Annotated in this window: 22 protein-coding genes; 7 read left to right on the top strand and 15 right to left on the bottom strand. The window is 70.2% G+C overall.

Annotated elements, in window-relative coordinates; all coding sequences use genetic code 11:
* The first annotated feature begins 78 nt into the window (after positions 1-78).
* On the top strand, positions 79-570 hold the full coding sequence (locus tag J4E04_RS08795; protein ID WP_162246770.1) for a PH domain-containing protein: 492 nt from the start codon (positions 79-81) through the stop codon (positions 568-570).
* A 69-nt stretch (positions 571-639) separates the two neighbouring features.
* On the opposite strand, the gene J4E04_RS08790 is transcribed toward J4E04_RS08795, so the two are convergent.
* On the bottom strand, positions 640-1,473 hold the full coding sequence (locus tag J4E04_RS08790; RefSeq protein ID WP_490150360.1) for a DoxX family protein: 834 nt from the start codon (positions 1,471-1,473) through the stop codon (positions 640-642).
* 58 nt (positions 1,474-1,531) lie between these two features.
* Between J4E04_RS08790 and J4E04_RS08785 the strand changes: the two genes are divergently transcribed.
* On the top strand, positions 1,532-2,674 hold the full coding sequence (locus tag J4E04_RS08785; protein ID WP_027507017.1) for a PQQ-dependent sugar dehydrogenase: 1,143 nt from the start codon (positions 1,532-1,534) through the stop codon (positions 2,672-2,674).
* Between the two features lie 20 nt (positions 2,675-2,694).
* On the opposite strand, the gene gatB is transcribed toward J4E04_RS08785, so the two are convergent.
* The 4 genes from gatB to gatC form a co-directional block, all read right to left on the bottom strand.
* Positions 2,695-4,212 carry an Asp-tRNA(Asn)/Glu-tRNA(Gln) amidotransferase subunit GatB gene (gene gatB, locus J4E04_RS08780; RefSeq protein ID WP_056445465.1) on the bottom strand — a complete coding sequence of 506 codons (1,518 nt, stop codon included), beginning with the start codon at positions 4,210-4,212 and terminating at the stop codon, positions 2,695-2,697.
* Between the two features lie 44 nt (positions 4,213-4,256).
* The gene (locus J4E04_RS08775; RefSeq protein WP_027507019.1) at positions 4,257-5,288 is read right to left on the bottom strand and encodes an ATP-dependent 6-phosphofructokinase; all 1,032 of its coding nucleotides are present in this window, start codon (positions 5,286-5,288) and stop codon (positions 4,257-4,259) included.
* Between the two features lie 97 nt (positions 5,289-5,385).
* A complete protein-coding gene (gatA, locus tag J4E04_RS08770; protein WP_037187049.1) occupies positions 5,386-6,882 on the bottom strand; it encodes an Asp-tRNA(Asn)/Glu-tRNA(Gln) amidotransferase subunit GatA in 1,497 nt (498 codons plus the stop codon).
* Positions 6,882-7,178 carry an Asp-tRNA(Asn)/Glu-tRNA(Gln) amidotransferase subunit GatC gene (gene gatC / locus J4E04_RS08765; RefSeq protein ID WP_027507021.1) on the bottom strand — a complete coding sequence of 99 codons (297 nt, stop codon included), beginning with the start codon at positions 7,176-7,178 and terminating at the stop codon, positions 6,882-6,884. The genes gatA and gatC overlap by 1 nt, the downstream gene beginning before the upstream one ends.
* Before the next feature lie 173 nt (positions 7,179-7,351).
* Between gatC and J4E04_RS08760 the strand changes: the two genes are divergently transcribed.
* Positions 7,352-8,002 carry an ACT domain-containing protein gene (locus J4E04_RS08760; RefSeq protein WP_027507022.1) on the top strand — a complete coding sequence of 217 codons (651 nt, stop codon included), beginning with the start codon at positions 7,352-7,354 and terminating at the stop codon, positions 8,000-8,002.
* Here the strand turns inward: J4E04_RS08760 and ligA are convergent.
* The 8 genes from ligA to J4E04_RS08720 form a co-directional block, all read right to left on the bottom strand.
* Positions 7,946-10,096: an NAD-dependent DNA ligase LigA gene (ligA, locus tag J4E04_RS08755; protein ID WP_490150522.1), complete on the bottom strand. Its 2,151-nt coding sequence runs from the start codon at positions 10,094-10,096 to the stop codon at positions 7,946-7,948. The two genes, J4E04_RS08760 and ligA, sit on opposite strands and share 57 nt — an antisense overlap.
* Before the next feature lie 62 nt (positions 10,097-10,158).
* Positions 10,159-11,184, bottom strand: coding sequence for a uroporphyrinogen decarboxylase/cobalamine-independent methonine synthase family protein (locus J4E04_RS08750; RefSeq protein WP_490150359.1), 1,026 nt, complete (start codon positions 11,182-11,184; stop codon positions 10,159-10,161).
* Complete coding sequence (gene mnmA, locus J4E04_RS08745) at positions 11,181-12,290, bottom strand: tRNA 2-thiouridine(34) synthase MnmA (RefSeq protein WP_222631828.1); 1,110 nt, start codon at positions 12,288-12,290, stop codon at positions 11,181-11,183. The genes J4E04_RS08750 and mnmA overlap by 4 nt, the downstream gene beginning before the upstream one ends.
* A 30-nt stretch (positions 12,291-12,320) precedes the next feature.
* On the bottom strand, positions 12,321-13,529 hold the full coding sequence (locus J4E04_RS08740) for a cysteine desulfurase family protein (protein ID WP_056445477.1): 1,209 nt from the start codon (positions 13,527-13,529) through the stop codon (positions 12,321-12,323).
* Between the two features lie 70 nt (positions 13,530-13,599).
* Positions 13,600-14,511: a lysophospholipid acyltransferase family protein gene (locus J4E04_RS08735; protein WP_490150358.1), complete on the bottom strand. Its 912-nt coding sequence runs from the start codon at positions 14,509-14,511 to the stop codon at positions 13,600-13,602.
* The gene (locus J4E04_RS08730; RefSeq protein WP_027507027.1) at positions 14,508-15,347 is read right to left on the bottom strand and encodes a GNAT family N-acetyltransferase; all 840 of its coding nucleotides are present in this window, start codon (positions 15,345-15,347) and stop codon (positions 14,508-14,510) included. The genes J4E04_RS08735 and J4E04_RS08730 overlap by 4 nt, the downstream gene beginning before the upstream one ends.
* A 124-nt stretch (positions 15,348-15,471) precedes the next feature.
* A complete protein-coding gene (locus J4E04_RS08725; RefSeq protein ID WP_027507028.1) occupies positions 15,472-16,428 on the bottom strand; it encodes an electron transfer flavoprotein subunit alpha/FixB family protein in 957 nt (318 codons plus the stop codon).
* A gap of 50 nt (positions 16,429-16,478) precedes the next feature.
* Positions 16,479-17,279 (bottom strand): electron transfer flavoprotein subunit beta/FixA family protein, encoded by an 801-nt coding sequence (locus tag J4E04_RS08720; protein WP_027507029.1) that lies wholly within the window; start codon positions 17,277-17,279, stop codon positions 16,479-16,481.
* A gap of 256 nt (positions 17,280-17,535) precedes the next feature.
* Between J4E04_RS08720 and J4E04_RS08715 the strand changes: the two genes are divergently transcribed.
* The 3 genes from J4E04_RS08715 to J4E04_RS08705 are packed head-to-tail and all read left to right on the top strand — an operon-like array spanning position 17,536 to position 21,103.
* Positions 17,536-18,321 (top strand): class I SAM-dependent methyltransferase, encoded by a 786-nt coding sequence (locus J4E04_RS08715; RefSeq protein WP_051613650.1) that lies wholly within the window; start codon positions 17,536-17,538, stop codon positions 18,319-18,321.
* Between the two features lie 29 nt (positions 18,322-18,350).
* Positions 18,351-19,859 carry a 1,4-alpha-glucan branching protein domain-containing protein gene (locus J4E04_RS08710; protein WP_490150521.1) on the top strand — a complete coding sequence of 503 codons (1,509 nt, stop codon included), beginning with the start codon at positions 18,351-18,353 and terminating at the stop codon, positions 19,857-19,859.
* The gene (locus J4E04_RS08705) at positions 19,856-21,103 is read left to right on the top strand and encodes a glycosyltransferase family 4 protein (protein ID WP_027507032.1); all 1,248 of its coding nucleotides are present in this window, start codon (positions 19,856-19,858) and stop codon (positions 21,101-21,103) included. Before J4E04_RS08710 ends, J4E04_RS08705 begins: the two co-directional genes overlap by 4 nt.
* Before the next feature lies 1 nt (position 21,104).
* Here J4E04_RS08705 and J4E04_RS08700 read toward each other — a convergent pair whose 3' ends face one another.
* On the bottom strand, positions 21,105-21,848 hold the full coding sequence (locus J4E04_RS08700; protein WP_222637765.1) for an acyltransferase: 744 nt from the start codon (positions 21,846-21,848) through the stop codon (positions 21,105-21,107).
* 126 nt (positions 21,849-21,974) lie between these two features.
* Between J4E04_RS08700 and J4E04_RS08695 the strand changes: the two genes are divergently transcribed.
* Entirely contained in the window at positions 21,975-23,300 is a 1,326-nt protein-coding gene (locus tag J4E04_RS08695; protein WP_307108709.1) for an outer membrane protein assembly factor BamB family protein, read from the top strand.
* Here J4E04_RS08695 and J4E04_RS08690 read toward each other — a convergent pair.
* A complete protein-coding gene (locus tag J4E04_RS08690) occupies positions 23,285-24,472 on the bottom strand; it encodes a THUMP-like domain-containing protein (protein ID WP_490150357.1) in 1,188 nt (395 codons plus the stop codon). The two genes, J4E04_RS08695 and J4E04_RS08690, sit on opposite strands and share 16 nt — an antisense overlap.
* Between the last annotated feature and the right edge of the window lie 7 nt (positions 24,473-24,479).

Below are 24,479 nucleotides of genomic sequence, written 5' to 3'. Positions count from 1 at the left end.
CGTTGTCCCATTATGTGGGATGGCGTTATGCAGTGCGAAGATGGAGGGGTGTCGTCTTCGCAGCAGTCCGAACCACCGGTGACAGTCTCCCATACCGAGAGCCCCACTTCCGACGCCTCCCCCGCGGCCCCCACGGTGTTCCGCATCCCGGCCCTGGCGCTGTCCGGCGTGGCGCTGTTCCTGTTCGGGGTCACGTTCCCCGTGGTCGGGGCGCCGGAGCTCTTCGGGTGGATGCTCGCGCTCCCGGTCCTGCTGGGGTACTGGATCATCCGCGTCCGGACCACCGTCACTCCGGAGCGGTTCGTCTCGCGCAGGGCGTTCCGTTCCACCACGGTGCCGTGGTCGTCCGTGACGGGACTGCTGTTCCCGAAGCTCGGGTGGGGCAAGGCGACCCTCGAGGACGGCTCGACCGTCCGGATGCCGGGCGTGACCGTCGACAAGCTCCCGCTTCTGTCCGCGGCGAGCGGCGGCGCGGTGCCGGATCCGTCGCCGGTCGAGGAGCCCGCTCAGGACGAACCGGTCGAGGCCGAGTCCGCCGTCGAGCAGGACGAGGCCGAACCGCGGGCCTGAACGACCACAACTCGGCCGGATCGACGGAATCCCGTCGATCCGGCCGAGTTGTGGACGGTGACGCACGGATCAGGCGAAGGGGTCGGCGCCGTTCAGGAAGATCCACAGCGCTGCAGCACCGCCGATGCCGATGGCCAACGCGAGGAACGACCCGATGAAGGGGCGGCGCGCCCATCCACGTCCGCCGTCCACGGCGATCCGTCCGGGGCCCGTGAGGATGATGGACGCCGACGCCAGCACCAGCAGCGTCTCGTACTCGACTCCTGTAGGGGCGAAGAACTGCAACCCCGGCTCGCCGACCTGACGTACGAGCCAGGCGTTGATCATCACGGCCAGGACTGCGGCACCCGCGAGAGGCGTGGCCAGGCCGAGGATCAGCAGCGCACCGCCGGCGACCTCGCCGACCGCACCGAGAATGGACAGCAGACGTGCCTGGTCGTAGCCGGACCCGGCGACGATCTCCTGGAAGCCCGAGAGCCCGGGACCGTCGAACCATCCCGTGAGCTTCTGCAGACCGTGCACCAGCACGATCGCGCCGACGCTCACGCGCAGGATCAGCAGTCCGAGATCGAGCGTGCCGCGACGCTCCGGGACCACCTCGGGCCGCACCTCGGCGGGGGTCGCGGTGCGATCGGTTCCGGCCACCGGGATCGCGCGCGTCGCGCTGTCGTCGTAGGCCGGTTCGGTGCGACTCGCCGTCGTCGTGTCACCGGGGTAGCCGGTGAGCTTCTCGGTGGGATGCGCGGTACGCGACCGCTCGGCGTCGAGTTCGTCGTCGGTGCGCGGGAGCTGTGCTCCGCTGCCCCCGCCTATCCGCTCGGTCGGCTGGTCGTAGGGACTCGCCGCCGGCTCGTAACCGGACGGGGAACGGCCTGTGTCATCGGACTTCTCACTCACGTGCATCAGCGTAGATGCGGCGGGCCCGTTCCCGGCGCAGGCGCGACCCGTACCGTGGGATCTCATGACAGTGGGTGGGACTCGGCGCGCGGCCCGGCGATCGTTCGTGCTCGGCGCGGCGGTGATGGCGATCGTCACGGCCTCCGCGGGATGCGCACGCTTCGACGACTCCGCCTCGACGGAGTTCTCCCCCGAACCCACGTTCGGCGCTGCCGACATCGAACCGGTGGAGCCGGGAGCGCCGGGTTCCAGCACGCCGCCCGCGCCGTCGCCGGCCACCGGCCCTTGCGTGGATCCGGATCCCAACGTGGTCGCGACCTGTCTCGACACCCTGTCCGGCCTCGTCGTCCTCCCCGGCGGGGCATCGGCCCTGGTCGGCGAGCGTCGCACCGGCACCATCTTCCAGGTGGCTCCGGGCCAGGCGCCCCGACCCGTCGTGACTGTCCCGGTCGACGGCGACGGCGACGGCGGACTGCTCGACATCACGCTGTCCCCCACCTACGACGAGGACCGCCTCCTCTACGCGTACATCACGACGGCGACCGACAACCGCGTGGTGCGCATCGCGGCGGGAGACGTCCCGAAGACCGTGCTCGCCGGCATCCCCCGCGGGACCACCAGCTCGGGTGCCCTCGATTTCTCGTCACCCGACGAACTCCGGGTGATCACCGGCGACGGGGGCGATCCCGCCGCTGCGGCGAACCCGGCGTCGCTCGCAGGCAAGGTTCTGGCCGTCACCGACCCGCGTGTCGACTCCACCTCGGCTCCCCGCGTCGTCATGAGCGGCATCGGCCGCGCCGGCGACGTCTGCATCGACGCCACGGGCAGCACCTGGGTGACCGATGCGACGGCCACCGAGGACCGGCTGTCCCGCATCACGCCCGAGGGTGCCGTCGTCAGTCCCGTGTGGACGTGGCCGGACAAGCCGGGCGTCGGCGGATGCGCAGCCGCACCCGGCTCGGTGGCCGTGTCGATGTCCGGTGCCCGTGCGCTGGCACTGGTTCCCGTGGACCCGGACACCAACGCGGTGACGACGCCGCCGACCCTCACCGCACAGGACCGGTACGGCCGCCTGCGTGGTGCGTCGCTCGGCGCTCAGGGCCAGGTGTGGGTGACCACCGTGAACAAGGACGGCGGCCAGCCGGTGCCGACGGACGACCGAGTGGTCATCGTGCCGGTGCCGGCCGGCGGCGGCGGGAGCGACTAGCGGGAAGGCCGGAGGTCGTTCTAGCTGCAGGCGGCGATGACGAGTTCCTTGACTCGCGCGGGGTCGGCCTGGCCCTTGGTCGCTTTCATGACGGCACCGACGATGGCACCGGCGGCCTGCACCTTGCCGCCGCGGATCTTCTCCGCGACGGAGGGGTTGGCCGCGAGCGCCTCGGACACGGCCGTCTCGAGCGCCGAATCGTCTTGCACGACAGCGAGTCCGCGTGCCTCGACGACGGCGTCGGGGTCACCCTCACCATCGAGGACACCGTCGACCACCTTGCGGGCGTTGGCGTTGGTGAGTGTGCGGTCGGCGACCAGCGCGGCGACGCGGGCCACCTGAACCGGGGTGATCGCCAGGTCCGCGAGGTCGACGCCGCGGGTGTTGGCCTGCTGCGACAGGTACGCCACCCACCAGCTGCGGGCGGCGTCAGGTGTTGCACCGGCGTCGACGGTCGCGGTGATGAGGCCGAGCGCATCGGCGTTGACGACGTCGCGCATGACGAGATCGGACCAGCCCCACTCCTTCTGGATGCGAGAGCGGGTGATCCACGGCGCCTCGGGAATGGTGGCGCGCAGTTCCTCGACCCAGGCGGCGTCCGGGGCGACCGGCTCGAGATCGGGCTCCGGGAAGTAGCGGTAGTCCTCCGCGGTCTCTTTCTTGCGACCGGGCGCAGTGCTGCCGTCGGCCTCCTGGAAGTGCCGCGTCTCCTGCACGATCTCGCCGCCCTCCGCGAGAACTGCTGCCTGACGGCGCATCTCGTAGCGGACGGCGACCTCGACGCTCTTGAGGGAGTTGACGTTCTTGGTCTCGGTCCGGGTGCCGAACTCGGTGGCGCCCTTCTCCATCAGCGAGACGTTGGCATCGCACCGGAGCGAGCCCTGGTCCATCCGCACGTCGGACACGCCGAGCTCGCGGATCAGTTCCCGCAGCGCGGTGACGTAGGCGCGGGCCACCTCGGGCGCGCGGTCGCCGGCGCCCTCGATGGTCTTGGTGACGATCTCGACGAGAGGCACACCGGCCCGGTTGTAGTCCAGCAGTGAGTGACTCGCTCCGTCGATGCGACCGGTGGCGCCGCCGACGTGCAACGACTTGCCGGTGTCCTCCTCCATGTGGGCGCGCTCGATGTCGACCCGCCACGTGGACCCGTCGTCGAGCACCACGTCGAGATAGCCCTCGGTGGCGATCGGCTCGTCGTACTGCGAGATCTGGTAGTTCTTCGGCTGGTCCGGGTAGAAGTAGTTCTTCCGCGCGAACCGACCCCACGGCGTGATCGAGCAGTTCAGCGCGAGGCCGATCCGGATGGCGGACTCGACGGCAGCCGCGTTGACCACCGGGAGCGCACCCGGCAGGCCGAGGCACACAGGGCACACCTGGGTGTTGGGCTCGGCACCGAACTCGGTGGGGCATCCACAGAACATCTTGGTGGCGGTACCGAGCTCGACGTGCACCTCCATGCCCAGCACGGGGTCGTACCGGGAGATCACCTCGTCGTAGTCCATCAGGCTCGTCGAGTGCGATGAGGTGGCAGCAGTCATGGTGCCTAGTTTACTGCGGACCGGTGGGCCGAACCCCCTCGGTGTCAGCCGAAGAAGGCGGCCGCGTCCAGGTAGCGACTCTCGGGAACCCGCTTGAGCTGGCGGACGGCCTCCTCGAGGTCCACCAGGCCGATCTCGGCGCCCTGGAGGGAGACCATCTTGCCTTTCTCCCCCGCGTGCACGGCGTCGACGGCGTTGACGCCGAAACGGGTGGCGAGGACGCGGTCGTAGGGAGTGGGCTTGCCGCCGCGCTGTACGTGGCCCAGCACCGTGGTGCGGACCTCCTTGTTGATGCGGCGTTCGATCTCGACGCCCAATTGCTGTGCGACACCGGTGAACCGGACGTGGCCGAACTCGTCGATTCCTCCGTCGCGGATCTCCATCGACCCCTCCTTGGGCGTCGCTCCCTCGGCGACGACGCAGATGAAGTGGGAGTCCCCGCGCTGGAACCGCTTCTTCACCAGATCGCACACCTCCTGGACGTCGAAGGGCTGCTCGGGGATCAGTGTCATGTGGGCGCCGGACGCGAGGCCGGAGTGCAGCGCGATCCAGCCGGCGTGCCGCCCCATCACCTCGACGAGCATGACGCGCTGGTGGGACTCGGCGGTGCTGTGCAGCCGATCGATCGCGTCGGTGGCGATGGTGAGTGCCGTGTCGAAACCGAACGTGACGTCGGTGCAGTCGATGTCGTTGTCGATGGTCTTGGGAACCCCGATGACGGGCACGCCCTCCTGCGACAGCCAGTGTCCGGCGGTCAACGTGCCCTCGCCGCCGATGGGGATGAGCACGTCGATGCCGTTGTCGTCCATCGTCTGCTTGATCTGGTCGAGCCCCGCCCGCAGCTTCTCGGGATTGACGCGTGCGGTCCCCAGGATGGTGCCGCCCTTGGTGAGCAGTCGATCGTTGCGATCGTCGTTGCGCAGTTGGATACGACGGTCCTCGAGCAGGCCGCGCCAGCCGTCGAGGAATCCGACCACCGACGACCCGTAGCGGGCGTCCGCCGTGCGTACGACGGCCCTGATGACCGCGTTGAGTCCCGGGCAGTCGCCGCCGCCGGTCAGTACTCCGATACGCATGGGTCGGTGCCTCTCGTTCGCGGGTGTCGACGCGGGGTCGCCGCGCACGATGCTCGTCACCATCTTGCTACCTCCGGCGCGCGGAGGCACGGTCGGATCAGATCGCGGACGGCTGGGGAAACTCTCCCCGTGCGGCTTCGTACGCCGCACCGACCCGGTAGAGGCGATCGTCCGCCATCGCCGGAGCCATGATCTGCAGCCCGACCGGGAGACCGTCCGCGAGACCGGACGGCACCGACATGGCCGGGTGACCGGCCAGGTTGGTCGGCAGGGTGCAGAGGTCGTACAGGTACATGGCGATGGGGTCGTCGACCTTCTCGCCCAGCGCGAACGCCGTCGACGGGGTGGTGGGCGACACCAGGACGTCCACCTTCTCGTAGGCACGATCGAAGTCCCGGGCGATGAGCGTCCGGATCTTCAGAGCCTGGCCGTAGTACGCGTCGTAGTAGCCTGCGGACAGCGCGTACGTCCCGATCATGATGCGGCGCTTGACCTCCGGGCCGAACCCGGCGGCACGCGACATCGCCATGACCTGATCGGCACTGTGCGTTCCGTCGTCACCGACCCGCAGTCCGTAGCGCATCGCGTCGAAGCGGGCGAGGTTGGACGACACCTCCGACGGGAGGATGAGGTAGTACGCGGCGAGGGCGTGATCGAAGTTGGGGCACGACACCTCCACCACCTCGGCGCCCAGCGAGGTGAGCACCTCGACGGCGGCGTCGAAGGAGGAGATGACCCCCGGCTGATAGGCGTCCGAGTGCAGTTCCTTGACGACGCCGACGCGCACGCCCGTCAGATCTCCACCCGCGCCGCGGCGCGCCGCCGCGACGACGTCCGGCACCGCCGCGTCGACCGACGTCGAGTCGCGGGGGTCGTGTCCGGCGATGACCTGGTGCAGCAACGCGGTGTCGAGCACCGTCCGCCCGCAGGGACCGCCCTGATCCAGGGAAGAGGCGCAGGCGATGAGCCCGTACCGGGAGACGCCGCCGTACGTCGGCTTGCACCCGACAGTTCCGGTGACGGCGGCCGGTTGCCGGATCGAGCCACCGGTGTCGGTACCGATGGCCAACGGTGCCTGGAACGAGGCGAGCGCCGCGGCCGAACCGCCGCCCGATCCACCCGGCACCCGAGTGGTGTCCCACGGGTTCAGGGTGGGTCCGTACGCGCTGTTCTCGGTGGACGACCCCATCGCGAACTCGTCCATGTTGGTCTTGCCCAGCAACGGGATTCCCGCGGCACGCAGCCTCGCGGTGACCGTGGCGTCGTACGGCGAGACCCATCCCTCGAGGATCTTCGAGCCGGCGGTGGTGGGCATGTCCGTGGTGGTGAACACGTCCTTCAGCGCCAACGGGACGCCGGCCAACTCCGACGCGGGCGTCTCACCCGCGTCCAACGCGTCGTCGACGCGCTGGGCGGCGGCGATCGCCTCGTCCCCCGCGACGTGCAGGAAGGCGTGCAGCGTTCCGTCGACCTCGGCGATGCGATCGAGGTGGGCGCGAGTGACCTCCACGGCGGAGACCTCGCGGGTGCGGATCTTCGCGGCCAGGTCGGACGCGGTGGACCGGATCAGATCGGTCTGCTCGGCGGCGGTCATCACTCTTCTCCCAGGATGCGCGGCACCGCGAAGCGGCTCTGTTCGGACGCGGGCGCCTCGGCGAGGGCACTGTCCGGGCCGAGACCCGGGACGATGACGTCAGGCCGGGTGACGTTGGTCACAGCGAGCGGACTCGCTGTGGCGTCGACGTCCGAGACGTCGACCTCCGACACCGCCTTCACGTGGCCCAGAATGGCGTCGAGCTGACCGGCGAACGCATCGAGTTCGTGCTCCTCGAGCGCGAGCCGGGACAGTCGTGCGAGGTGGGCGACCTCGTCGCGGGATATGGCAGACACGTCCGTCAGGCCCCCTTCGATTCGTAACGCATGCCGAGCAGCCTAGTTCGTGGCGACCACCCCACCGTCACGGCCTCGCGTCGCGGCGAGGGACGGCGAGCCCGGCCGTCCTCCACCTTCCCGTGGGCCGCGTGCGACTCGATGGAGACGGCGTCGAGTGCGAGGATGTCGGCGTGTCGTATCTCCTGCGGGTCCAGTTGCCCGACCGTCCGGGCAGTCTCGGGTCGCTCGCCGTCGCCCTGGGTTCGGTGGGGGCCGACATCCTGTCGCTCGACGTCATCGAACGCGGAGCCGGATTCGCGGTGGACGATCTGGTGGTGGACGTCGCGCCGGGCGCCCTCCCCGACACACTCATCACCGCGGCCGAGAAGCTCACCGACGTCCGCGTGGACTCCATCCGTCCCTACGCCGGCATCCTGGACACACACCGCGAGCTCGAGCTCATCGATCAGGTGGCCACGGCGCACGACGACCGTCTGCAGGTGCTCGTGGACGGTGCGCCGCGGGTGCTGCGCGTCGGATGGAGCACCGTGGTGGGCATGTCGGATCACGGTCCGGCCGTCATCGTCGGCAGCTCCGGGGCGCCCGAGTCGCGGGCCGACGACATGCCGTGGATGCCCCTCGAGAAGCCGGCAGTCCTCGACCCGACCGGAGCATGGGTTCCGCAGTCGTGGAAGGACATGGACACCACACTGGCCGCGGCGCCACTCGGATCGTCGGGCACCGTGCTGGTGCTCGGACGACCCGGCGGACCGGACTTCCGACCGTCAGAGATCGCCCGGCTCGGCTACCTGGCCGGCATCGTCGCCACCGTCCTCGGCTGAGTCCGCCCCGGCGACCAGCGCGCGGGCCGCGTCGGGCCCCTCGCCGAGCAGCGTGCGGAACCCGTCCTCGTCGAGCACCGGAACACCGAGTTCGAGCGCCTTGTCGTGCTTGGATCCGGGCGCGTCGCCGACGACCACGAACGCCGTCTTCTTCGACACCGACGAGGCCGCCTTGCCGCCGCGGGCCAGGATCGCCTCCTTCGCGTCGTCACGCGTGAACGTGGCGAGCGATCCGGTGACGACGATCGACAGACCGTCGAGCGTGCGCTCGATACTCTCGTCGCGTTCGTCCTCCATGCGCACGCCCGCCGCCGACCACTTCTCCACGATGGCGCGGTGCCAGTCGACGTCGAACCACTCGACGACTGCGCGGGCGATGGTGGGGCCCACCCCGTCGGCGGCGGCCAGTTCCTCTTCCGTCGCCGCCCGGATGGCCTCGAGCGACCCGAAGCGGGCGGCGAGGGCGCGGGCGGCGATCGGCCCGACATGGCGGATCGACAATCCGACGAGCACCCGCCACAGCGGCTGATCCTTGGCTCGCCCCAGGTTGTCCAGCAATCGCCGACCGTTCGCGGACAGCGCTCCCGCCTTGGTTCGGAAGAGATCCGTCCGGGTGAGCTGGTCCTCGGTGAGATCGAACAGATCGCCCTCGTCCTCGATCACCTGTGCGGACAGCAGCGCCGTCGCGGCCTCGTACCCCAACACCTCGATGTCGAATGCACCACGGCCCGCGACGTGAAAGACCCGCTCCCGCAACTGTGCCGGGCACGAGCGCGAGTTGGGACAGCGGATGTCGGCGTCGCCCTCCTTGGCCGGTGCGAGCTCGGTTCCGCACTCGGGGCAGTGCGTCGGCATGACGAATTCCCGCTCGTCCCCGGTGCGCGCGTCGACCACCGGACCGAGCACCTCCGGGATCACCTCGCCCGCCTTGCGGATGACCACGGTGTCTCCGATCAGCACGCCCTTGCGCACGACCTCGGACGCGTTGTGCAACGTCGCGAGGGACACCGTCGACCCCGCCACGAGCACCGGCTCCATGAACGCGAACGGCGTCACTCGCCCGGTGCGACCGACATTGACCCGGATGTCGAGCAACGTCGTGGTGGCCTCCTCCGGCGGATACTTGAAGGCGATGGCCCAGCGGGGTGCGCGTGACGTGGATCCGAGTCGGCGGTGCAACGCCATCTCGTCGACCTTCACCACGAGGCCGTCGATCTCGTGCTCGACCGAGTGCCGGTTCTCGCCCCAGTACTCCATGCGTTCGACCACCGCGTCGACGCCCTGCACCAGTGCGGTGTGAGTCGAGACCGGCAGACCCCAGGCGGCGAGCGCGTCGTACGCGACGGACTGGGCGGCGGGGGCGAAGCCCTCCATCCGGCCGAACCCGTGACAGATCATGCCGAGCCGCCGCCGCGAGGTGACCGCGGGGTTCTTCTGCCGCAGCGACCCCGCGGCGGAGTTGCGCGGGTTGGCGAACGGCGGCTTGCCCTGCTCGACGAGAGAGGCGTTGAGCGCCTGGAAGTCCTCGAGTCGGAAGAACACCTCGCCCCGCACCTCGAGCAGCGTCGGGACCGGGAACTCGTCCGACGGGGTGAGCACCTCGGGGATGTCGTCGATGGTGCGCGCGTTGAGCGTCACGTCCTCCCCGGTGCGTCCGTCACCGCGGGTGGCGGCGCGCACCAGTCGGCCGTTCTCGTACACCAGATTGAGCGCGACACCGTCGATCTTGACCTCGCAGAGGTAGTGCAGGTTCTCCCCCGCCTCCACCTCGACCCTGCGAGCCCAGGCACGCAGCTCGTCCGCGTCGAACACGTTGTCCAGGGACAACATTCGCTCGAGGTGGTCGACAGCCGTGAAATCCGTCTCGAAGCCGCCACCGACGAGCTGCGTCGGCGAGTCGGGCGTCCGGAGATCCGGATGCTCCTCCTCCATCGCCTGCAGGCGCTTCAGCAACTCGTCGAACTGCCCGTCCGAGATGATCGGCGCGTCCCGCACGTAGTACCGGAACTGGTGACCGCGGACCTCCTCGGCCAGCGCGTCCCACTCCTGCTTCTGCTCGGGTGAGGCCGGGACCAGGTCCGGCGGTGTCTCGATCTCGTCCACGATCGCAGACTATCGGAGCGCTCCGACACCGTTCCCGGTGACGAAGGCCGGTGTCACAGCGCGTCGGGATCCTCGGTGAAAGCAGCGCGGACGTCGCGCAGCACCGTCAGAGCGTGCCGGGCCCACGGCAGGCTCGCGCCGGACAACCCACACGTGGGTGAGACGGCGACGCGCTCGGCGAGGTACCGCCTCGGGAAGCCCAACCGATCCATCAGTTCCACTGCGGGCGCCGCACTCTCGCGCCACGCCGGGTACCTCTCCGGGTCGGTTCCCGGCAGCACCCCCAGGACGGCGACCCCGCCGCTCTCCAGGTACTCGCCGACCGCGTCGTACCGCGACGTGGACAGCAGGGACAGATCGAACGAGACGCCGTGCACCCCGCTGCGTCCGAAGACCTCGAACGGGACGTCGGCGGAGCACGTGTGCACGATCACGGGTCGGTTCACCCGCTGCACCACCGAGCCCAGCAGGTCGGCCACCTCCGGCGCCGGCACCGCGGCGATCTGCTCGAGGCTCGTCACGCCCTGCAGGCGACCGGCGAGCACGGCCGCGATGCGAGGTTCGTCGAACTGGACGACCACCTCGGCGCCGAGCCGCCTCGCGACCTCGTCGGCGTGCGCGGCCACTCCCTCGGCCAACGACCCGGCGATGTCGCGCACCGCACCGCGGTCGGTCAAGGCGCGGTGACCGAAGGCCAGCTCGATGTCCGCGGCCATCGTCAGCGGGCCCGCGGCCTGCACCTTGACGGCGCGGCCGGATCCGCGCAGCCCGGCCAGTTCCCACTGCTCCTCGAGAACGTCGAGGTCCTCCGTCAGGAAGTCGCGGGCCCGGCGGCTCGTCGTACTCGGCCGTCGGCTCACGCGGTATCCGCTGGTGGCCGCATCGATCTCGATGTCGACCAGCAGCACGCCGGTGCGCCCGATCATGTCGGCGCCGAGACCTCGCGCCGGGAGTTCCACGACGTGCGGCAGGTCGGGGAGCTCGCCGATCACCGTCGTGACGGCGTTCGCGATGTCCGTTCCCGGCCACGAGCCGACGCCCGTCGCCACGCCTGCCAGAGCGGCAGCAGGATCCGTCACGGGCGAGCGGACGCGGTGAGTGGCGACTCGGCGGAGGTTCCCGCGATGGTGCCGCTGCCGACCACGATGTCGCCTGCCGGGTCGGGGCGGTACAGCACGGCTGCCTGACCACGTGCGACTCCGGTGAGCGGGGACCGCAGACCGATGCGCAGGGTGTCGCCGTCGACACGAGCGACGGCGTCCGCGAGTCCGCCGTGTGCCCGGACCTGGACGACGCAGTCCACGTCGCCCTCGGGCGCCGTGCCGGACGTCCAGACGGGTGTGCTCGCATCGATGCCGTACACGTCGAGGCGGCTCGCCGAGCCGACCCGAACGGTCCCGGTCTCGGGCTCGATGGAGGTGACGTACCGCGGCTTGCCGTCGGCGGCCGGTCCCTCGACGCCCAGGCCCTTGCGCTGGCCGACGGTGAACCCGTGCACACCGTCGTGCTCGGCGAGCACCGCGCCGGAGTCCGCGTCGACCACCGATCCGGGGCGCACGCCGATACGGGCGCCGAGGAACGCCCGGGTGTCGCCGGACGGGATGAAGCAGATGTCGTGACTGTCGGGCTTGTCCGCGACGGCGAGACCGCGGCGGGCGGCCTCGTCACGCACCTCCGCCTTCGGGGTGTCCCCGATCGGGAACAGGGCACGGGACAGCTGGCGCGCGGTGAGGACGCCCAGCACGTACGACTGGTCCTTGTCGGCATCGACCGCACGACGCAGCACGCCGTCCTCGAGCCGGGCGTAGTGGCCGGTGGCGACCGCGTCGAAACCGAGCGCCTCGGCCCGATCGGCGAGCGCCGCGAACTTGATCTTCTCGTTGCAGCGCAGGCACGGGTTCGGGGTCTCGCCTGCGGCGTAGGACGCGACGAAGTCGTCGATCACGTCCTCCTTGAACCGATCCGCGAAATCCCAGACGTAGAACGGGATCCCGAGCACGTCCGCGGCGCGGCGCGCGTCCCCGGCGTCCTCCTTGGAGCAGCACCCGCGCGACCCGGTGCGCAGAGCGCCGGGAGCGGTGGACAGCGCCAGGTGCACCCCGACCACCTCGTGGCCGGCATCGACGGCACGCGCCGCCGCCACGGCGGAATCGACGCCGCCGCTCATCGCTGCCAGAACTCTCATGTCACCACTCTTCTCGTCTCGACGTTCTCGTCATCTCGAACTGGACGCCATGCCGGCGGCCCGCGCACGTTCGACGACGCGCGGCAGGACCTCGAGCAGTGCGTCGACATCGGCGTCGGTGCTGGTGTGGCCCAAGGAGAACCGCAGTGATCCGCGGGCATCGGCCGCATCGACGCCCATCGCCAGCAGCACATGACTCGCCCGCGCGACACCCGCCGTGCACGCGGATCCCGTCGAACACTCGACACCGGAGGCGTCGAGCAACATCAACAGTGAATCGCCCTCGCATCCGGGGAACGTGACGTGCACGTTGCCGGGAAGTCTGTCCGCGCCGCGGGCACCGTTGACCGACGCGCCGGGCACCGCGTCGAGGACACCCTCGATGACACGCTCGCGCAACGCCACGAGCCGCGCCTCGGTGTCGGCCCGTCCGGCGACGGCGACGTCGAGGGCGGCCGCCATGCCCACGGCACCTGCCGTGTCGGGCGTCCCGGACCGGACGTCGCGTTCCTGACCGCCTCCGTGCAGCAGTGATTCGCAGGGCACCGAGCGTCCGAGCAGCAGCGCGCCGACGCCCTGGGGTCCGCCGAACTTGTGTGCCGCGATGGACAGCGCGGAGAGACCACTGGACGCGAAGTCGAGCTCACGGACACCGGCCACCTGGACCGCGTCGCTGTGCATGGGCACGTCGAACTCGGCCGCGATGGCAGCGAGTTCGCGGATCGCCATGATGGTGCCCACCTCGTTGTTCGCCCACATGATCGACACGACGGCGACCTCGTCGGCGTGCAGCTCGAGTTCTCGGCGCAGCGTCGACGGGAGGACGCGGCCGTCGGCCTCGACCGGCAACCAGGACACCGCGGCGCCCTCGTGACGTTCCAGCCACTCCACGGCATCGAGCACGGCGTGATGCTCGACCGAGCTGGTGATCACGCGGACGCGACGAGGATCACGCGCTCGGCGTGCCCAGAAGATGCCCTTGACCGCCAGATTGTCGCTCTCGGTGCCGCCGGAGGTGAAGATGACCTCGGACGGACGAGCGCCCAGCGCCGCGGCGATGGACTCCCGCGACTCCTCGATGCGGCGGCGGGCCGTGCGCCCCGATCCGTGCAGGGACGACGCGTTTCCCACGGTCCGATGGATCTCCGTCATCGCCTCGATCGCCGCGGGGACCATCGGAGTGGTCGCGGCATGATCGAGGTACACCGGCGTTCCGGGCACACGTGGGGGCTGTGGCATGACGTGGTCCAGGATAACCGGTCGCGGACCCCGCCTCTCCCCCGCGCGAGCACGCCCGAACTGCCGTGCGTCAGTTCGCCCGCACGACGGTTCCGGCGTACTCACCGGGGCGGACCGGCTGGGCGAGCCGATCCCGGCGCGGCAGTCGCGTGCGGGTGACGCGCAGGGGCGGAACTGCCGTCTCGTCCTGGTGTCGGCGCACGGCCAACTCCGCGCTGCGCGCCAGCAGTCGACGATCGTCGATGGGCGCGATGTCCTCGCACACCCGCACGGCGGCACGGACGCCCTTGAGCCGCAGAATCCTCGACATCGACTCGCCGATGGTCTCGTCGCCCACGAAGGCGGTGGCCGTCGTCGGACGGTGGTCGACGTCGCGGTAGGTGACCGCGATCGGCCGCACCACCGCACCGGCGTCGATGGCCGCCTGGAACAGGGCGGGACGGAACGATCCGTAGGCGGTTCCGCACCAGGTGGTGCCCTCGGGGAAGACGACCACCGTGGCTCCCGATCGCAAGGCCTCGGTCACCTCGTCGACGGTGCCGGGCAGGGAGCGGAGTCGCTCACGGGCGATGGGGACGACCCGCACGATGCGTGCGAGCAGACCCAGGACGGGCCAGTCCACGAGGTCCGCGCGGGCGACGAAGCGGCACGGGAAACAGGCTGCCAGCACCAGGACGTCCGTCCAGGACACGTGATTGGCGACGACGAGCGTTCCGACGCCGGTGGGCTCGGCCGTGCGGTCGCCGACCAGAGTCACCCGGACACCGAGCGCGCCTAGGAGTCCCCTGGCTCCGGCACGTGCGGTGGCGCGTCGACCGCCCGCCGGCAACACCCGGCCCGCCAGCAGGAGCGGGACCACGGCGAGCAGCACCGCCACCAGGACGCAGCGCACCACCACGCGTGCGGTGCCCACGGTCGCCGAGACCGCCGGATGGCACCCCGTCCCGCACGGGCTGGCGGGCATCCAGGCGTGTGTCGTCACGCGTGCGACTCCGCGGTCGCCGCGGCCGAGCGGAGCCGGTCGAGATAGCGGACGTTGGCGTCCTTCATGTGCAGGAGGGTGACGAAGTCCGCGACGCCGAAATCGGGATCGTGGGCCGGCTCCCCGCAGATCGAGGCGCCCATGCGCAGATAGCCGCGCATCAGGGCCGGCACCGAGGTGCGGGCGGGCGCCGTCATGTCGGCGAGGGCGACACCGTCGACGCGCACGGGGGTCCGGGGATACGCGCGGACCTCGGAGCGGTGCCGCTTCTCGACGAGGTCGTACACGCCCTTGACGTGCGCGCCGTCCGGCTCCCCGTCGCCGAGTGCCATGGGGACCGACACACAGCCCATCACCCGGTCGTAGCCACCGAGGTCGATGTACCGGAGGATCCCGGACCACATCAGCGCCAGCACCGAGCCGGATCGATGGCCCTCCAGGACGCATGCACGACCCATCTCGACCGTCCGCAACTCGTGTGCACGCAGTTCGCTGATGTCGAACTCCGTCGCCGTGTAGTACCCGCCGGCGCGCTCCGCACCGTCCGGGGTGAGCATGCGGTAGCAGCCGACACGATCGCCGGTGCGGTTGTCGACGACGAGCAGGTGATCGCAGTGGTCGTCGAAGCGGTCGGCGTCGAGGCCGCCGTCGAAGGCGGTCGACTCGTACCCCGCTTCCGAGCCGAACACGGTGGCGCGCAACCGCTGCGCCGCGAGCACGTGTTCCGGGGTGGATCCGAGAACGAGTGAGTGGTGCTTGTCGGAGACGAGCACGTGCTCGTCGGCCGAGGACGGGGTGATGACGGTCGGTGCCGAGTCGCACACATCTGATGTCATGGCACATAGATCTATCGAGCCCACTCGACGGCACTCACAACACGACGTGACCGGAAGGTGCACGAACGACGAAAGCCCCGCTACCGACGAACGGTAGCGGGGCTCTCGGGTACTGCTGAGGGGATCAGCCCTTGCGCTTCTTCACTGCCTCGGCGAGCTGAGGCGTGACGTCGAAGAGGTCGCCCACGACGCCGAAGTCCGCGATCTCGAAGATCGGTGCTTCCTCGTCCTTGTTGACGGCGACGATCGTCTTGGACGTCTGCATGCCGGCGCGGTGCTGGATCGCACCGGAGATGCCGAGCGCGACGTACAGCTGGGGCGAGACGGTCTTGCCCGTCTGACCCACCTGGAACTGGCCCGGGTAGTAGCCCGAGTCGACGGCTGCACGCGACGCGCCGACGGCCGCACCGAGCGAGTCGGCCAGGTCCTCGACGACGGAGAACTTGTCCGCGCTGCCGACACCGCGACCACCGGAGACGACGACCGACGCCTCGGTGAGCTCGGGGCGGTCGCCGCCGGCGACGGGCTCACGCGAGGTGACCTTGACGACGGCCTCCTCCTGCGCGGGAACCTCGACGTCGACACGCTCACCGGCACCGGCCTGCGGCTCGGCGTCGATGGCACCCGGGCGGAGCGAGATGACCGGGACGTCGCCGTTGGTCTTCGCCTCGACGGTGAACGCGCCACCGAAGATGGAGTACGTGGCGGACTTGTCGGCGTTGATCGCCACGACGTCCTGGTGCAGTCCGGCACCGAGGCGAGCGGCGAGACGACCCGCCACCTCCTTGCCCTCGATGCCACCGGACGTGAGGATCGCGGCGGGCGAGACCGACTCGGCCAGGGACGACAGCACGTCGACCTTCGGCGTGACGAGGAAGCCGTCGACGTCGGCGGACTCCGCGACATAGATCTTCGCGGCGCCGGCCTCGGTGAGTGCGGCGGCGATCGCGTCGGTGGTGCCCGGCGCTCCCGTGACCACCGCGGACGGCTCACCCAGAACGCGGGCGGCCGTGATGAGCTCGCTGGTGACCTTCTTCAGTGCCCCGTCTGCGTGCTCGACGAGTACGAGTACCTCTGCCATGGTGTTTCTCCTGTACTGCAGTGAGACGAATGTGTGCTGGTGACGGGGATCTAGATGATCTTTTGCGCGACGAGGTACTCGGCGACCTTGGTTCCGCCGTCGCCCTCGTCGTTCACGCGCTCACCAGCGGTCTTCGGCGGCTTCGGGGTCACCGTGGTGACGGTGGTGCCCGCGTTCGCGACGCCCACGGTCTCCGGATCGACGCCGATGTCGGCGAGGGTGAGGACCTGCACCGTCTTCTTCTTGGCGGCCATGATGCCCTTGAAGGACGGGAAGCGCGGCTCGTTGATCTTCTCGGTGACGCTGACGATCGCGGGGAGATCCGCCTCGAGGCCGAAGATGCCCTCGTCGGTCTCGCGCTCGCCGCTGACCTTGCCGTCGGCGACGACCAGCTTGCGCATCTGGGTCAGCTGCGGGATGCCGAGGTACTCGGCGATGATGGCGGGGACCGCGCCGATGCGGCCGTCGGTCGCCTCGTTGCCGGCGATGACCAGATCTGCGGCCTCACCGTTCTCGAACTCCACCTGGCCGAGTGCGGCAGCGAGAGCCCACGCGGTCTGGATGGCGTCGGAACCGTGCATGGCCGGATCGTTGACGTGCACAGCACTGTCCGCGCCCATGGAGAGGGCCTTGCGGATGGCCTCGGTCGCGCGGTCGGGTCCTGCCGAGAGAACCTTGACCTCGCCGCCGTCGCGCTCCTTGATCAGGAGTGCCTCCTCCACGGCGCGCTCGTTGATCTCGTCGAGCACGGCATCGGCCGCGTCGCGGTCGAGCGTGTAGTCGCCGTCCGAGAGCTTGCGCTCGGACCACGTGTCGGGAACCTGCTTGATCAGTACGACGATGTTCGTCATGGGTCTTCGTCGACCTCCTGTGTCCTGTCTCGGTGAATCAGGTCTTGATCTCGTAGCGCGGGGCCCGAAACGTATTCGGAGTTCACGCTGCGCGCGGTGGGCCGAAGCCCCGGAACCGACGTGTCACGGACGTTACCCCATTCGTGGTTACTGATGGGTAACTTACTCCTGTCGGGCCGAGAAATCACCCCCCGGGGCCCCTCGGACCGCCGACCGGCGTCGCTCGACCGGGCAGGTGGGAACTACTGTCGCCCGGATGAACGACGCCGCGACCGACACGACCGTGTCGACCGAGACACCCCTCCCGCTCACCGGCGAGCGCACCGTGCCCGGCATCGCCGAGGAGAACTACTGGTTCCGTCGGCACGAGGTCGTGTACCGCCGTCTCGCACCGGCCTGCGCCGACCGAGTGGTGCTCGAGGCGGGCTCCGGCGAGGGCTACGGCGCGGACATGATCGCGCGGACGGCAACACGGGTGATCGGTCTCGACTACGACCGCAGCGCCGCCGAACACGTCGCTCGCCGGTACCCGTCGGTCGCCATGACCCGAGGCAACCTCGCGATGCTGCCGCTGCGCGGCGAGAGCGTCGACGTCGTCGTCAACTTCCAGGTGATCGAACATCTGTGGGACCAGGCCGAGTTCCTGCGGGAGTGCCTCCGGGTTCTGGTTCCCGGCGGCGTCCTCCTCGTCAGCACTCCCAACCGCATCACGTTCTCCCCCGGCCGGGACACCCCGCTGAACCCCTTCCACACCCGCGAGCTCGCAGCCGCGGAACTACGGGAATTGCTGTCCGACACGGGATTCGAGATCGACTCGATGACCGGCGTGCATCACGGCGAGCGACTGCGCGCACTCGACGCGACCCACGGCGGATCGTTCATCGACGCGCAGATCGACCGCGCACTCGCCGGTGAGCCGTGGCCCGCGACCCTCGTCTCCGACGTCGCCGGCATCACCGTCGACGACTTCGACATCCACGCCGAGGCGATCGACGAGAGCCTGGATCTCGTCGCGGTGGCCCGGAAACCGTCCAGCACGTGACGAGCGCGACCTCGGCCGACGAACCGGGCATGTTCGCGCTCGTCCTGCACTCCCATCTCCCGTGGCTCGCCCACCAGGGGCGGTGGCCCGTCGGGGAGGAGTGGCTCTACCAGTCGTGGGCAGATTCGTACCTGCCCGTGGTCCGCGAACTGCGGACCCTGGCCGACGAGGGCCGCACCGATCTGCTGACCCTGGGCGTCACCCCGGTACTCGCCGCCCAACTGGACGATCCGTACAGCCTCGACGGGATGCATCACTGGCTCGGCAACTGGCAGCTCCGCGCCGCCGAAGCCGCCGGGTCCCGTGACCCGGACCGCCGCGCGCTCGGTCACCGCGAACACCGGCGATCGGCTGCCGCTCTGCACGAGTTCGAGACCCGCTGGCGCCACGGCGGCGCCCCCCGACTGCGCGAACTGGCCGACTCCGGCGCCGTCGAACTGCTCGGTGGGCCGTCGATGCACCCGTTCCAACCTCTGCTCGACCCACGACTACGGACGTTCGCGCTCCGCGAGGGACGCGCCGACGCCGTACGCCGGTGGGGCCGCGGCACCGAGGGCATCTGGGCACCCGAGTGCGCCTTCACCGCAGGGATGGAACTCGACTACGCCGCCGCGGGCGTCGGACACTTCATGGTCGACGGCCCGGCTCTGCACGGAGACACGACGTGCGGCCGTCCGGTCGGCGACACCCACGTCGTCGCGTTCGGTCGCGATCTCCCGGTCAGCTATCGCGTGTGGTCACCGAAGTCCGGTTATCCCGGTTATTCCGCGTACCGCGACTTCCACACCTACGACCACGACACCGGGCTGAAGCCGTCCCGGGTCACCGGCAGAAGCGTCGCGGGCCCGGACAAGGCACCGTACGAACCGGAGCGCGCCGCAGCAGCCGTCCGCTCGCACGTCGAGGACTTCGTCGACGTGGTTCGCCGCCGGCTGCGCTCCGAACACGCGCGCACCGGGTCCCCGGCACTGGTGGTCGCCGCCTTCGACACCGAGCTCTTCGGACACTGGTGGCACGAGGGTCCGGCATGGTTGGCCGGCATCCTGCGTGCGCTCCCCGAGGCCGGCATCCGCGTCGGGACACTCGCGGGCGCGAAGCGAGACGGCTACGTCGGTGACCCCGTCGACCTCCCTGACACCTCCTGGGGCAGCGGGAAGGACTGGCGGGTGTGGGCGGGCGATCCCGTCCGCGACCTGGTCGATCTCAACGCCGAGGTCACCGCCACCGCGCTCGACGCCGTCGACGCGGCACCCCCCGGCGGTCTGCGAGACCGTGTCGCGGACCAGCTCCTGCGCGAGACGATGCTCACCGTCTCGAGCGACTGGGCCTTCATGGTGAGCAAGGACTCGGCCGCGCAGTACGCCCGCGACCGCGCCCACAAGCACGCTCACGCGGTGCGCGAGATCGCCGACGCCCGCGTGCACGGGCATCACGCACGAGCCGCCGACCTTGCATCCGGGTGGAACCAGGCGGACGATCTGTTCCCGGACCTCGATGCGCGGCGTCTGCAACCGACGGGTCGGGAGGTGCGGGCGTGAAGGTCCTGATGATCTCGTGGGAGTACCCGCCCGTGGTGGTCGGCGGCCTCGGTCGCCACGTCCACCATCTCGCGGTGGAACTGGCCGCGGCCGGACACGAGGTGGTGGTCCTCTCCCGCCGCCCCACGGGTTCCGACGCGGCGACCCACCCCACCGTGAGCTCGGTAGCCGAGGGCGTGCTCGTCGTCGCCGTGGCCGAGGATCCGGCGCACTTCACCTTCGGAGTGGACATGCTGGAGTGGACGCTCGCGATGGGTCACGCGATGGTGCGCGCCGGCCTCGCACTCTCCAAGCCCGGCATCGGCGAGGGGTGGGTTCCCGACGTCGTCCATGCCCACGACTGGCTGGTGGCGCACCCGGCGATCGCGCTCGCCGAGTACTACGACGTCCCGCTGGTCTCGACGATCCACGCGACGGAGGCCGGACGCCACAGCGGATGGGTCTCCGGCCGCGTGAACCGCCAGGTGCACTCCGTGGAATGGTGGCTGGCGCACGAATCCGATTCCGTCATCACGTGTTCCGCGGGAATGGAGGACGAGGTGGTCCGCCTCTTCGGTCCGCTTCCGTCCCCGGTCCACGTGATACGCAACGGCATCGACACCCGGACCTGGACGTACCGTCCTCGCGCGGCGCGCACCGGCGCCCCGTCCCTGCTCTTCGTGGGTCGGTTGGAGTACGAGAAGGGGGTGCAGGATCTGATAGCGGCACTCCCCCGTGTCCGACGGACGCACCCCGGCACCACGCTCACCGTCGTCGGCGACGGGACCCAGCTCGACCACCTCGTCGATCTGGCGCGTGTGCACCGGGTGCGCCGGGCGGTGACGTTCGTCGGATCCCTCGGCCACGACGGCGTTCTCGGGCATCTGCACCGGGCGGACGCGCTGGTGCTGCCGAGTCGATACGAGCCCTTCGGCATCATCGCCCTCGAGGGCGCCGCGGCCGGCACACCGCTCGTCGCCTCCACCGCGGGCGGCCTGGGCGAAGCCGTCGTCGACGGCGTCACCGGGATGTCCTTCGTTCCCGGCGATGTCGGCTCCTTGGCGACGGCGGTGCGGCGCACACTCGACGACCCCGCTGCGGCACGTACCCGGAGTGACGCGGCACGTGCGCGACTCACGTCCGACTTCGACTGGCACTCCGTGGCCCGCGAGACCGCCACGGTCTACTCCACCGCGAAGCGCCGGGTGCGCTTTCCGCTGGGCAGGCCCACGATCAGCGAACGTCCACTGCCCGAACGGGACTGAGTCACTCGCTCCCGAGCGACTTCTTGCGGGCGATGTCCTCCAGTGCGGCGACGTACGCCGCGCGGTCCTCCGCGCCGGCCTCCCAGTCGGTGCGACGGTTCCGGACCACTCGTGCGGGTGCGCCGACCGCGATCCCGTAGTCGGGCACGTGACCCTTGACCACCGCGTGCGCGCCCAGGACGCAGCCGCGACCGACGACGGTCTCCCGCAGCACGGTCACCTTCGCGGCGATCCACGTGTCCGGGCCGATCCGCACCGGCGACTTGACGATGCCCTGATCCTTGATCGGCACCGTGATGTCCTCGGTCCGATGATCGAAATCGCAGATGTAGCACCAGTCGGCGACGAGGGTGGACGCACCGATCTCGATGTCGAGATAGGTGTTGACGACGTTGTCCTTGCCGAACACCACCTTGTCACCGATGCGCAGCGACCCCTCGTGGCAGCGGATCGCGTTGCCGTCACCGATGTGCACCCAGCGACCGATCTCGAGTCGCGCCAGCTCGGGCGTCGCGTGGATCTCGACGTTCTTGCCGAGGAACACCATTCCGCGCAGCACCACGTGCGGGTTCGCGGCCTTGAAACGCGCGAGGCGGTAGTACCGCACCAGGTACCAGGGCGTGTACGCCTTGTGGCTGATCACCCAGCGTAGCGACGCGAGCGTGAGGAAGCGCGCCTGGTCGGGGTCACGTCGCCGCGATCCTCGCCACCGGGTGCGCAACGGCGCGTTCCACATGCTGGTCATGGGCGGCACATTACTGTCGGCGTCGCCGCAGGGAACCCGGGGGCCGACCACCGGGGGTCGGAACCGTGACGCATCGTTTCAGCCGTTAGTCTCGTGCGAGCCGATCACCCGACATCAGGAGAGTGCATGCACGACGAGAACCCGCGTACCTCGGTGCGCACTCGTCGAGCCGGTGCCGCTCTCCTCGCGGTCGGCGCCCTCGCCCTCGGGGCCTGTGGCAGTGACTCCGGGCCCATCGACATCCTGGGCGACGAGGGCTGGCGCGGCGGTCTCGCCGACGCCCACAACTCCGCCTCCGTGACCACCGAGGGCAGTCGCTCCCTCGCTCTCGACTGGACCCGCCCTCTCGGCGCTCCCACGTCCACACGTCCCTCCGTCGCGCCCAACGGTCAGATCACGGTGACGATGACCGGAGACGCCGGCTGCGCGCTCGGATCGTTCCAGGGCGAGACCGGACGCAAGCGGTTCTGCAACTCGCTCGGACCCTCCGGCGTCTCGTCGACCGCGGTCGCCGACTCGGCGTCCAACCTCTACGCCGGTGACGACGGCAGCATGAGCTCGATCAACCAGAACGGTCAACTGCGCTGGCGCACACCGGTCTACGGGGTACCGCGCACCCCGCAGTTCCTGCCCGACGGCAACGTCCTGGTGGTCACCCAGTTCGGTCAGATCAACGTGCTGAGCAACCAGACCGGGAACGCGGTCGCACCCGTACTGGACCTGAACCCCAATCCCACGCCCCTGGACGCGCCGAACACCACGCTGCGGCCCGCGGACGACGGTCTGCTGGCCTGCCTGGGCGGTGGGCCGGACTGCGCCGTCGCGGCGGCACCGGCCGTCGATCTGGAGTCCTCGACCGTCTACCTCGTCCTGTGGCGCGCCGGCGCCATCGCTCCCCAGCTCGTGGCGCTCTCCTATACCGGCGGGGACTCCCCCGGGCTCACCGAGGCGTGGTCGTCGCCCCTGCTTCCCGCCGCCGTGACATCGAGCCCCGTGGTGTCACCCGACGGTGACCGCGTGTACCTCACGGACGTCGAGGGCACCGTGCGGGCGTACTCCACCGAGGACGGCTCCGAGATCTGGTCCTACTTCGTCGGTGACCGCGCGGCAGGAAGTGTGTCCGTCGCTGCGGACGGCACCATCGTCCCCGCGGGCGGCGCGGGGTCGCATCTGCGGGCGATCCGCGATGCGGGCGAGCGACCCGAAACGGTGTGGGAGCGGCCAGATCTCGTGACACAGGGTTCCTCCGCACTGGCGGGTGGCACCACGGGCTACACGGTGGTCGGCGACGGTGACGGGCTCGCACTCGTCACCTTCGACACGGCCACCGGCGAGACGGTCGACACCGACGCGCTCCCCGGCGCCGAGGGCTACAGCCCCGGAGTCGTCGTCGGCTCGGACGGCGAGGTGGTCGTCCCGACCGCGCTGGGATCCCTCTACTCGTTCCGCTGAGGCCCGGTGCGCGGCCCGCACACGAAGGCCACCCCCGAGCGCCCGATCCGGGTGATCACGAGCCCCAGCGGCACGGTGCCCCGGAGATCGAGCCGGGGGCGCAGCAACGCAGGATCGACGTCGATGCCACGGACGATAATCTCGAGCGACCCGCATCCCAGCTCCGCGAGCCGCTTGCGCAACACCTTCTCGGTGAAGGGCAACCTGTCGAGGATCTCGAAGCCCGTCGTCCCCTCCGGTATCGCGTCTCCCGTGAGGTGCGCGATGCGTGGATCCAGTTGCCACAGTCCATGTCTCGCGGCGTAGTGGCGCACGAGACCGGCCCGCACGACGGCGCCGTCGGGATCGACGATGTACCTGCCCGGGGCACGATCGTCGTCGATGGCGTCCGAGTCGGCGTCCGTCACCTCCCACGCGGAACCGTCCGACCGGAGCACCGTCGCGCGGCGACGCACAGCGGGGTCCGCCACCTCCCCCAGCCAGAGGCACGCCTCGCGGACGGCGCCGTCGAGGGAGACGAGTTCGACCTCGGCCCGCGTGTGTCGGCTCGCGAGGTCGAGACGGTCGACGTCGAGACCCGGTGCGCACTTGACCACCAGGTCGCGGCCGGCATAGGCGTCGAGGAGGTCCGGAAGCGGGGGTTCGAGGGCTGCGGGGTCGTGACGGCGGCGGCCGCCGGCGCGGCGGCCGGGGTCGGCGACGACGACGGTGCCGCGCGTGGTGGGGACGACCGCGTCGGCACGCAGCACGGCCACGTCGGGAACGTTGTGTCGTGCCATGGCCAACCGCACCGGATCGAGATCGCTGCCCACCACGATGTCCGCGACCGAGTGCAGGGTATGTAGTTCGGTGCCGATCGAGCAGGTGACGTCGTGGATGCGACGTCCGCGCAGCCGCTCGGCCCGGTGCCGGGACACCTGTTCGGTGGTGGCCTGCTGCACCGCGTCGTCGGTGACCAACCACGTTCCGGCGAACGGCAGCTTGGTCGCGGCCTTGCGGCGCAGGGTGACCGTCTCGATCAGCGCGGCGGCGCGGTCACCGAAGGCGCTGCGGATCCGGCCGATGTCCGAGACCAGCGTGGCGGGTGTCAGCGCACGGTCACCGACCGCGGCCAGCGCGTCGGACGCCCCGGCCAGGTACTCGACGTCGTCGAGGTCGAACGAGTATCCCACCGACGCG

The organism is Rhodococcus sp. NFXS4, assembly GCF_058139645.1.
Note: the sequence above shows the minus strand (reverse complement) of the source record. Positions and strands in the feature narration are given on the sequence as shown.

Excerpts from the sequence above, each read along its gene's own strand:
- J4E04_RS08790 (WP_490150360.1), bottom strand. The coding sequence starts at position 1,473 with ATGCACGTGAGTGAGAAGTCCGATGACACAGGCCGTTCCCCGTCCGGT.
- J4E04_RS08785 (WP_027507017.1), top strand. The coding sequence starts at position 1,532 with ATGACAGTGGGTGGGACTCGGCGCGCGGCCCGGCGATCGTTCGTGCTC.
- gatB (WP_056445465.1), bottom strand. The coding sequence starts at position 4,212 with ATGACTGCTGCCACCTCATCGCACTCGACGAGCCTGATGGACTACGAC.
- J4E04_RS08775 (WP_027507019.1), bottom strand. The coding sequence starts at position 5,288 with ATGCGTATCGGAGTACTGACCGGCGGCGGCGACTGCCCGGGACTCAAC.
- gatA (WP_037187049.1), bottom strand. The coding sequence starts at position 6,882 with ATGACCGCCGCCGAGCAGACCGATCTGATCCGGTCCACCGCGTCCGAC.
- mnmA (WP_222631828.1), bottom strand. The coding sequence starts at position 12,290 with ATGAGAGTTCTGGCAGCGATGAGCGGCGGCGTCGATTCCGCCGTGGCG.
- J4E04_RS08740 (WP_056445477.1), bottom strand. The coding sequence starts at position 13,529 with ATGCCACAGCCCCCACGTGTGCCCGGAACGCCGGTGTACCTCGATCAT.
- J4E04_RS08730 (WP_027507027.1), bottom strand. The coding sequence starts at position 15,347 with ATGACATCAGATGTGTGCGACTCGGCACCGACCGTCATCACCCCGTCC.
- J4E04_RS08725 (WP_027507028.1), bottom strand. The coding sequence starts at position 16,428 with ATGGCAGAGGTACTCGTACTCGTCGAGCACGCAGACGGGGCACTGAAG.
- J4E04_RS08720 (WP_027507029.1), bottom strand. The coding sequence starts at position 17,279 with ATGACGAACATCGTCGTACTGATCAAGCAGGTTCCCGACACGTGGTCC.
- J4E04_RS08715 (WP_051613650.1), top strand. The coding sequence starts at position 17,536 with ATGAACGACGCCGCGACCGACACGACCGTGTCGACCGAGACACCCCTC.
- J4E04_RS08710 (WP_490150521.1), top strand. The coding sequence starts at position 18,351 with ATGTTCGCGCTCGTCCTGCACTCCCATCTCCCGTGGCTCGCCCACCAG.
- J4E04_RS08700 (WP_222637765.1), bottom strand. The coding sequence starts at position 21,848 with ATGACCAGCATGTGGAACGCGCCGTTGCGCACCCGGTGGCGAGGATCG.
- J4E04_RS08695 (WP_307108709.1), top strand. The coding sequence starts at position 21,975 with ATGCACGACGAGAACCCGCGTACCTCGGTGCGCACTCGTCGAGCCGGT.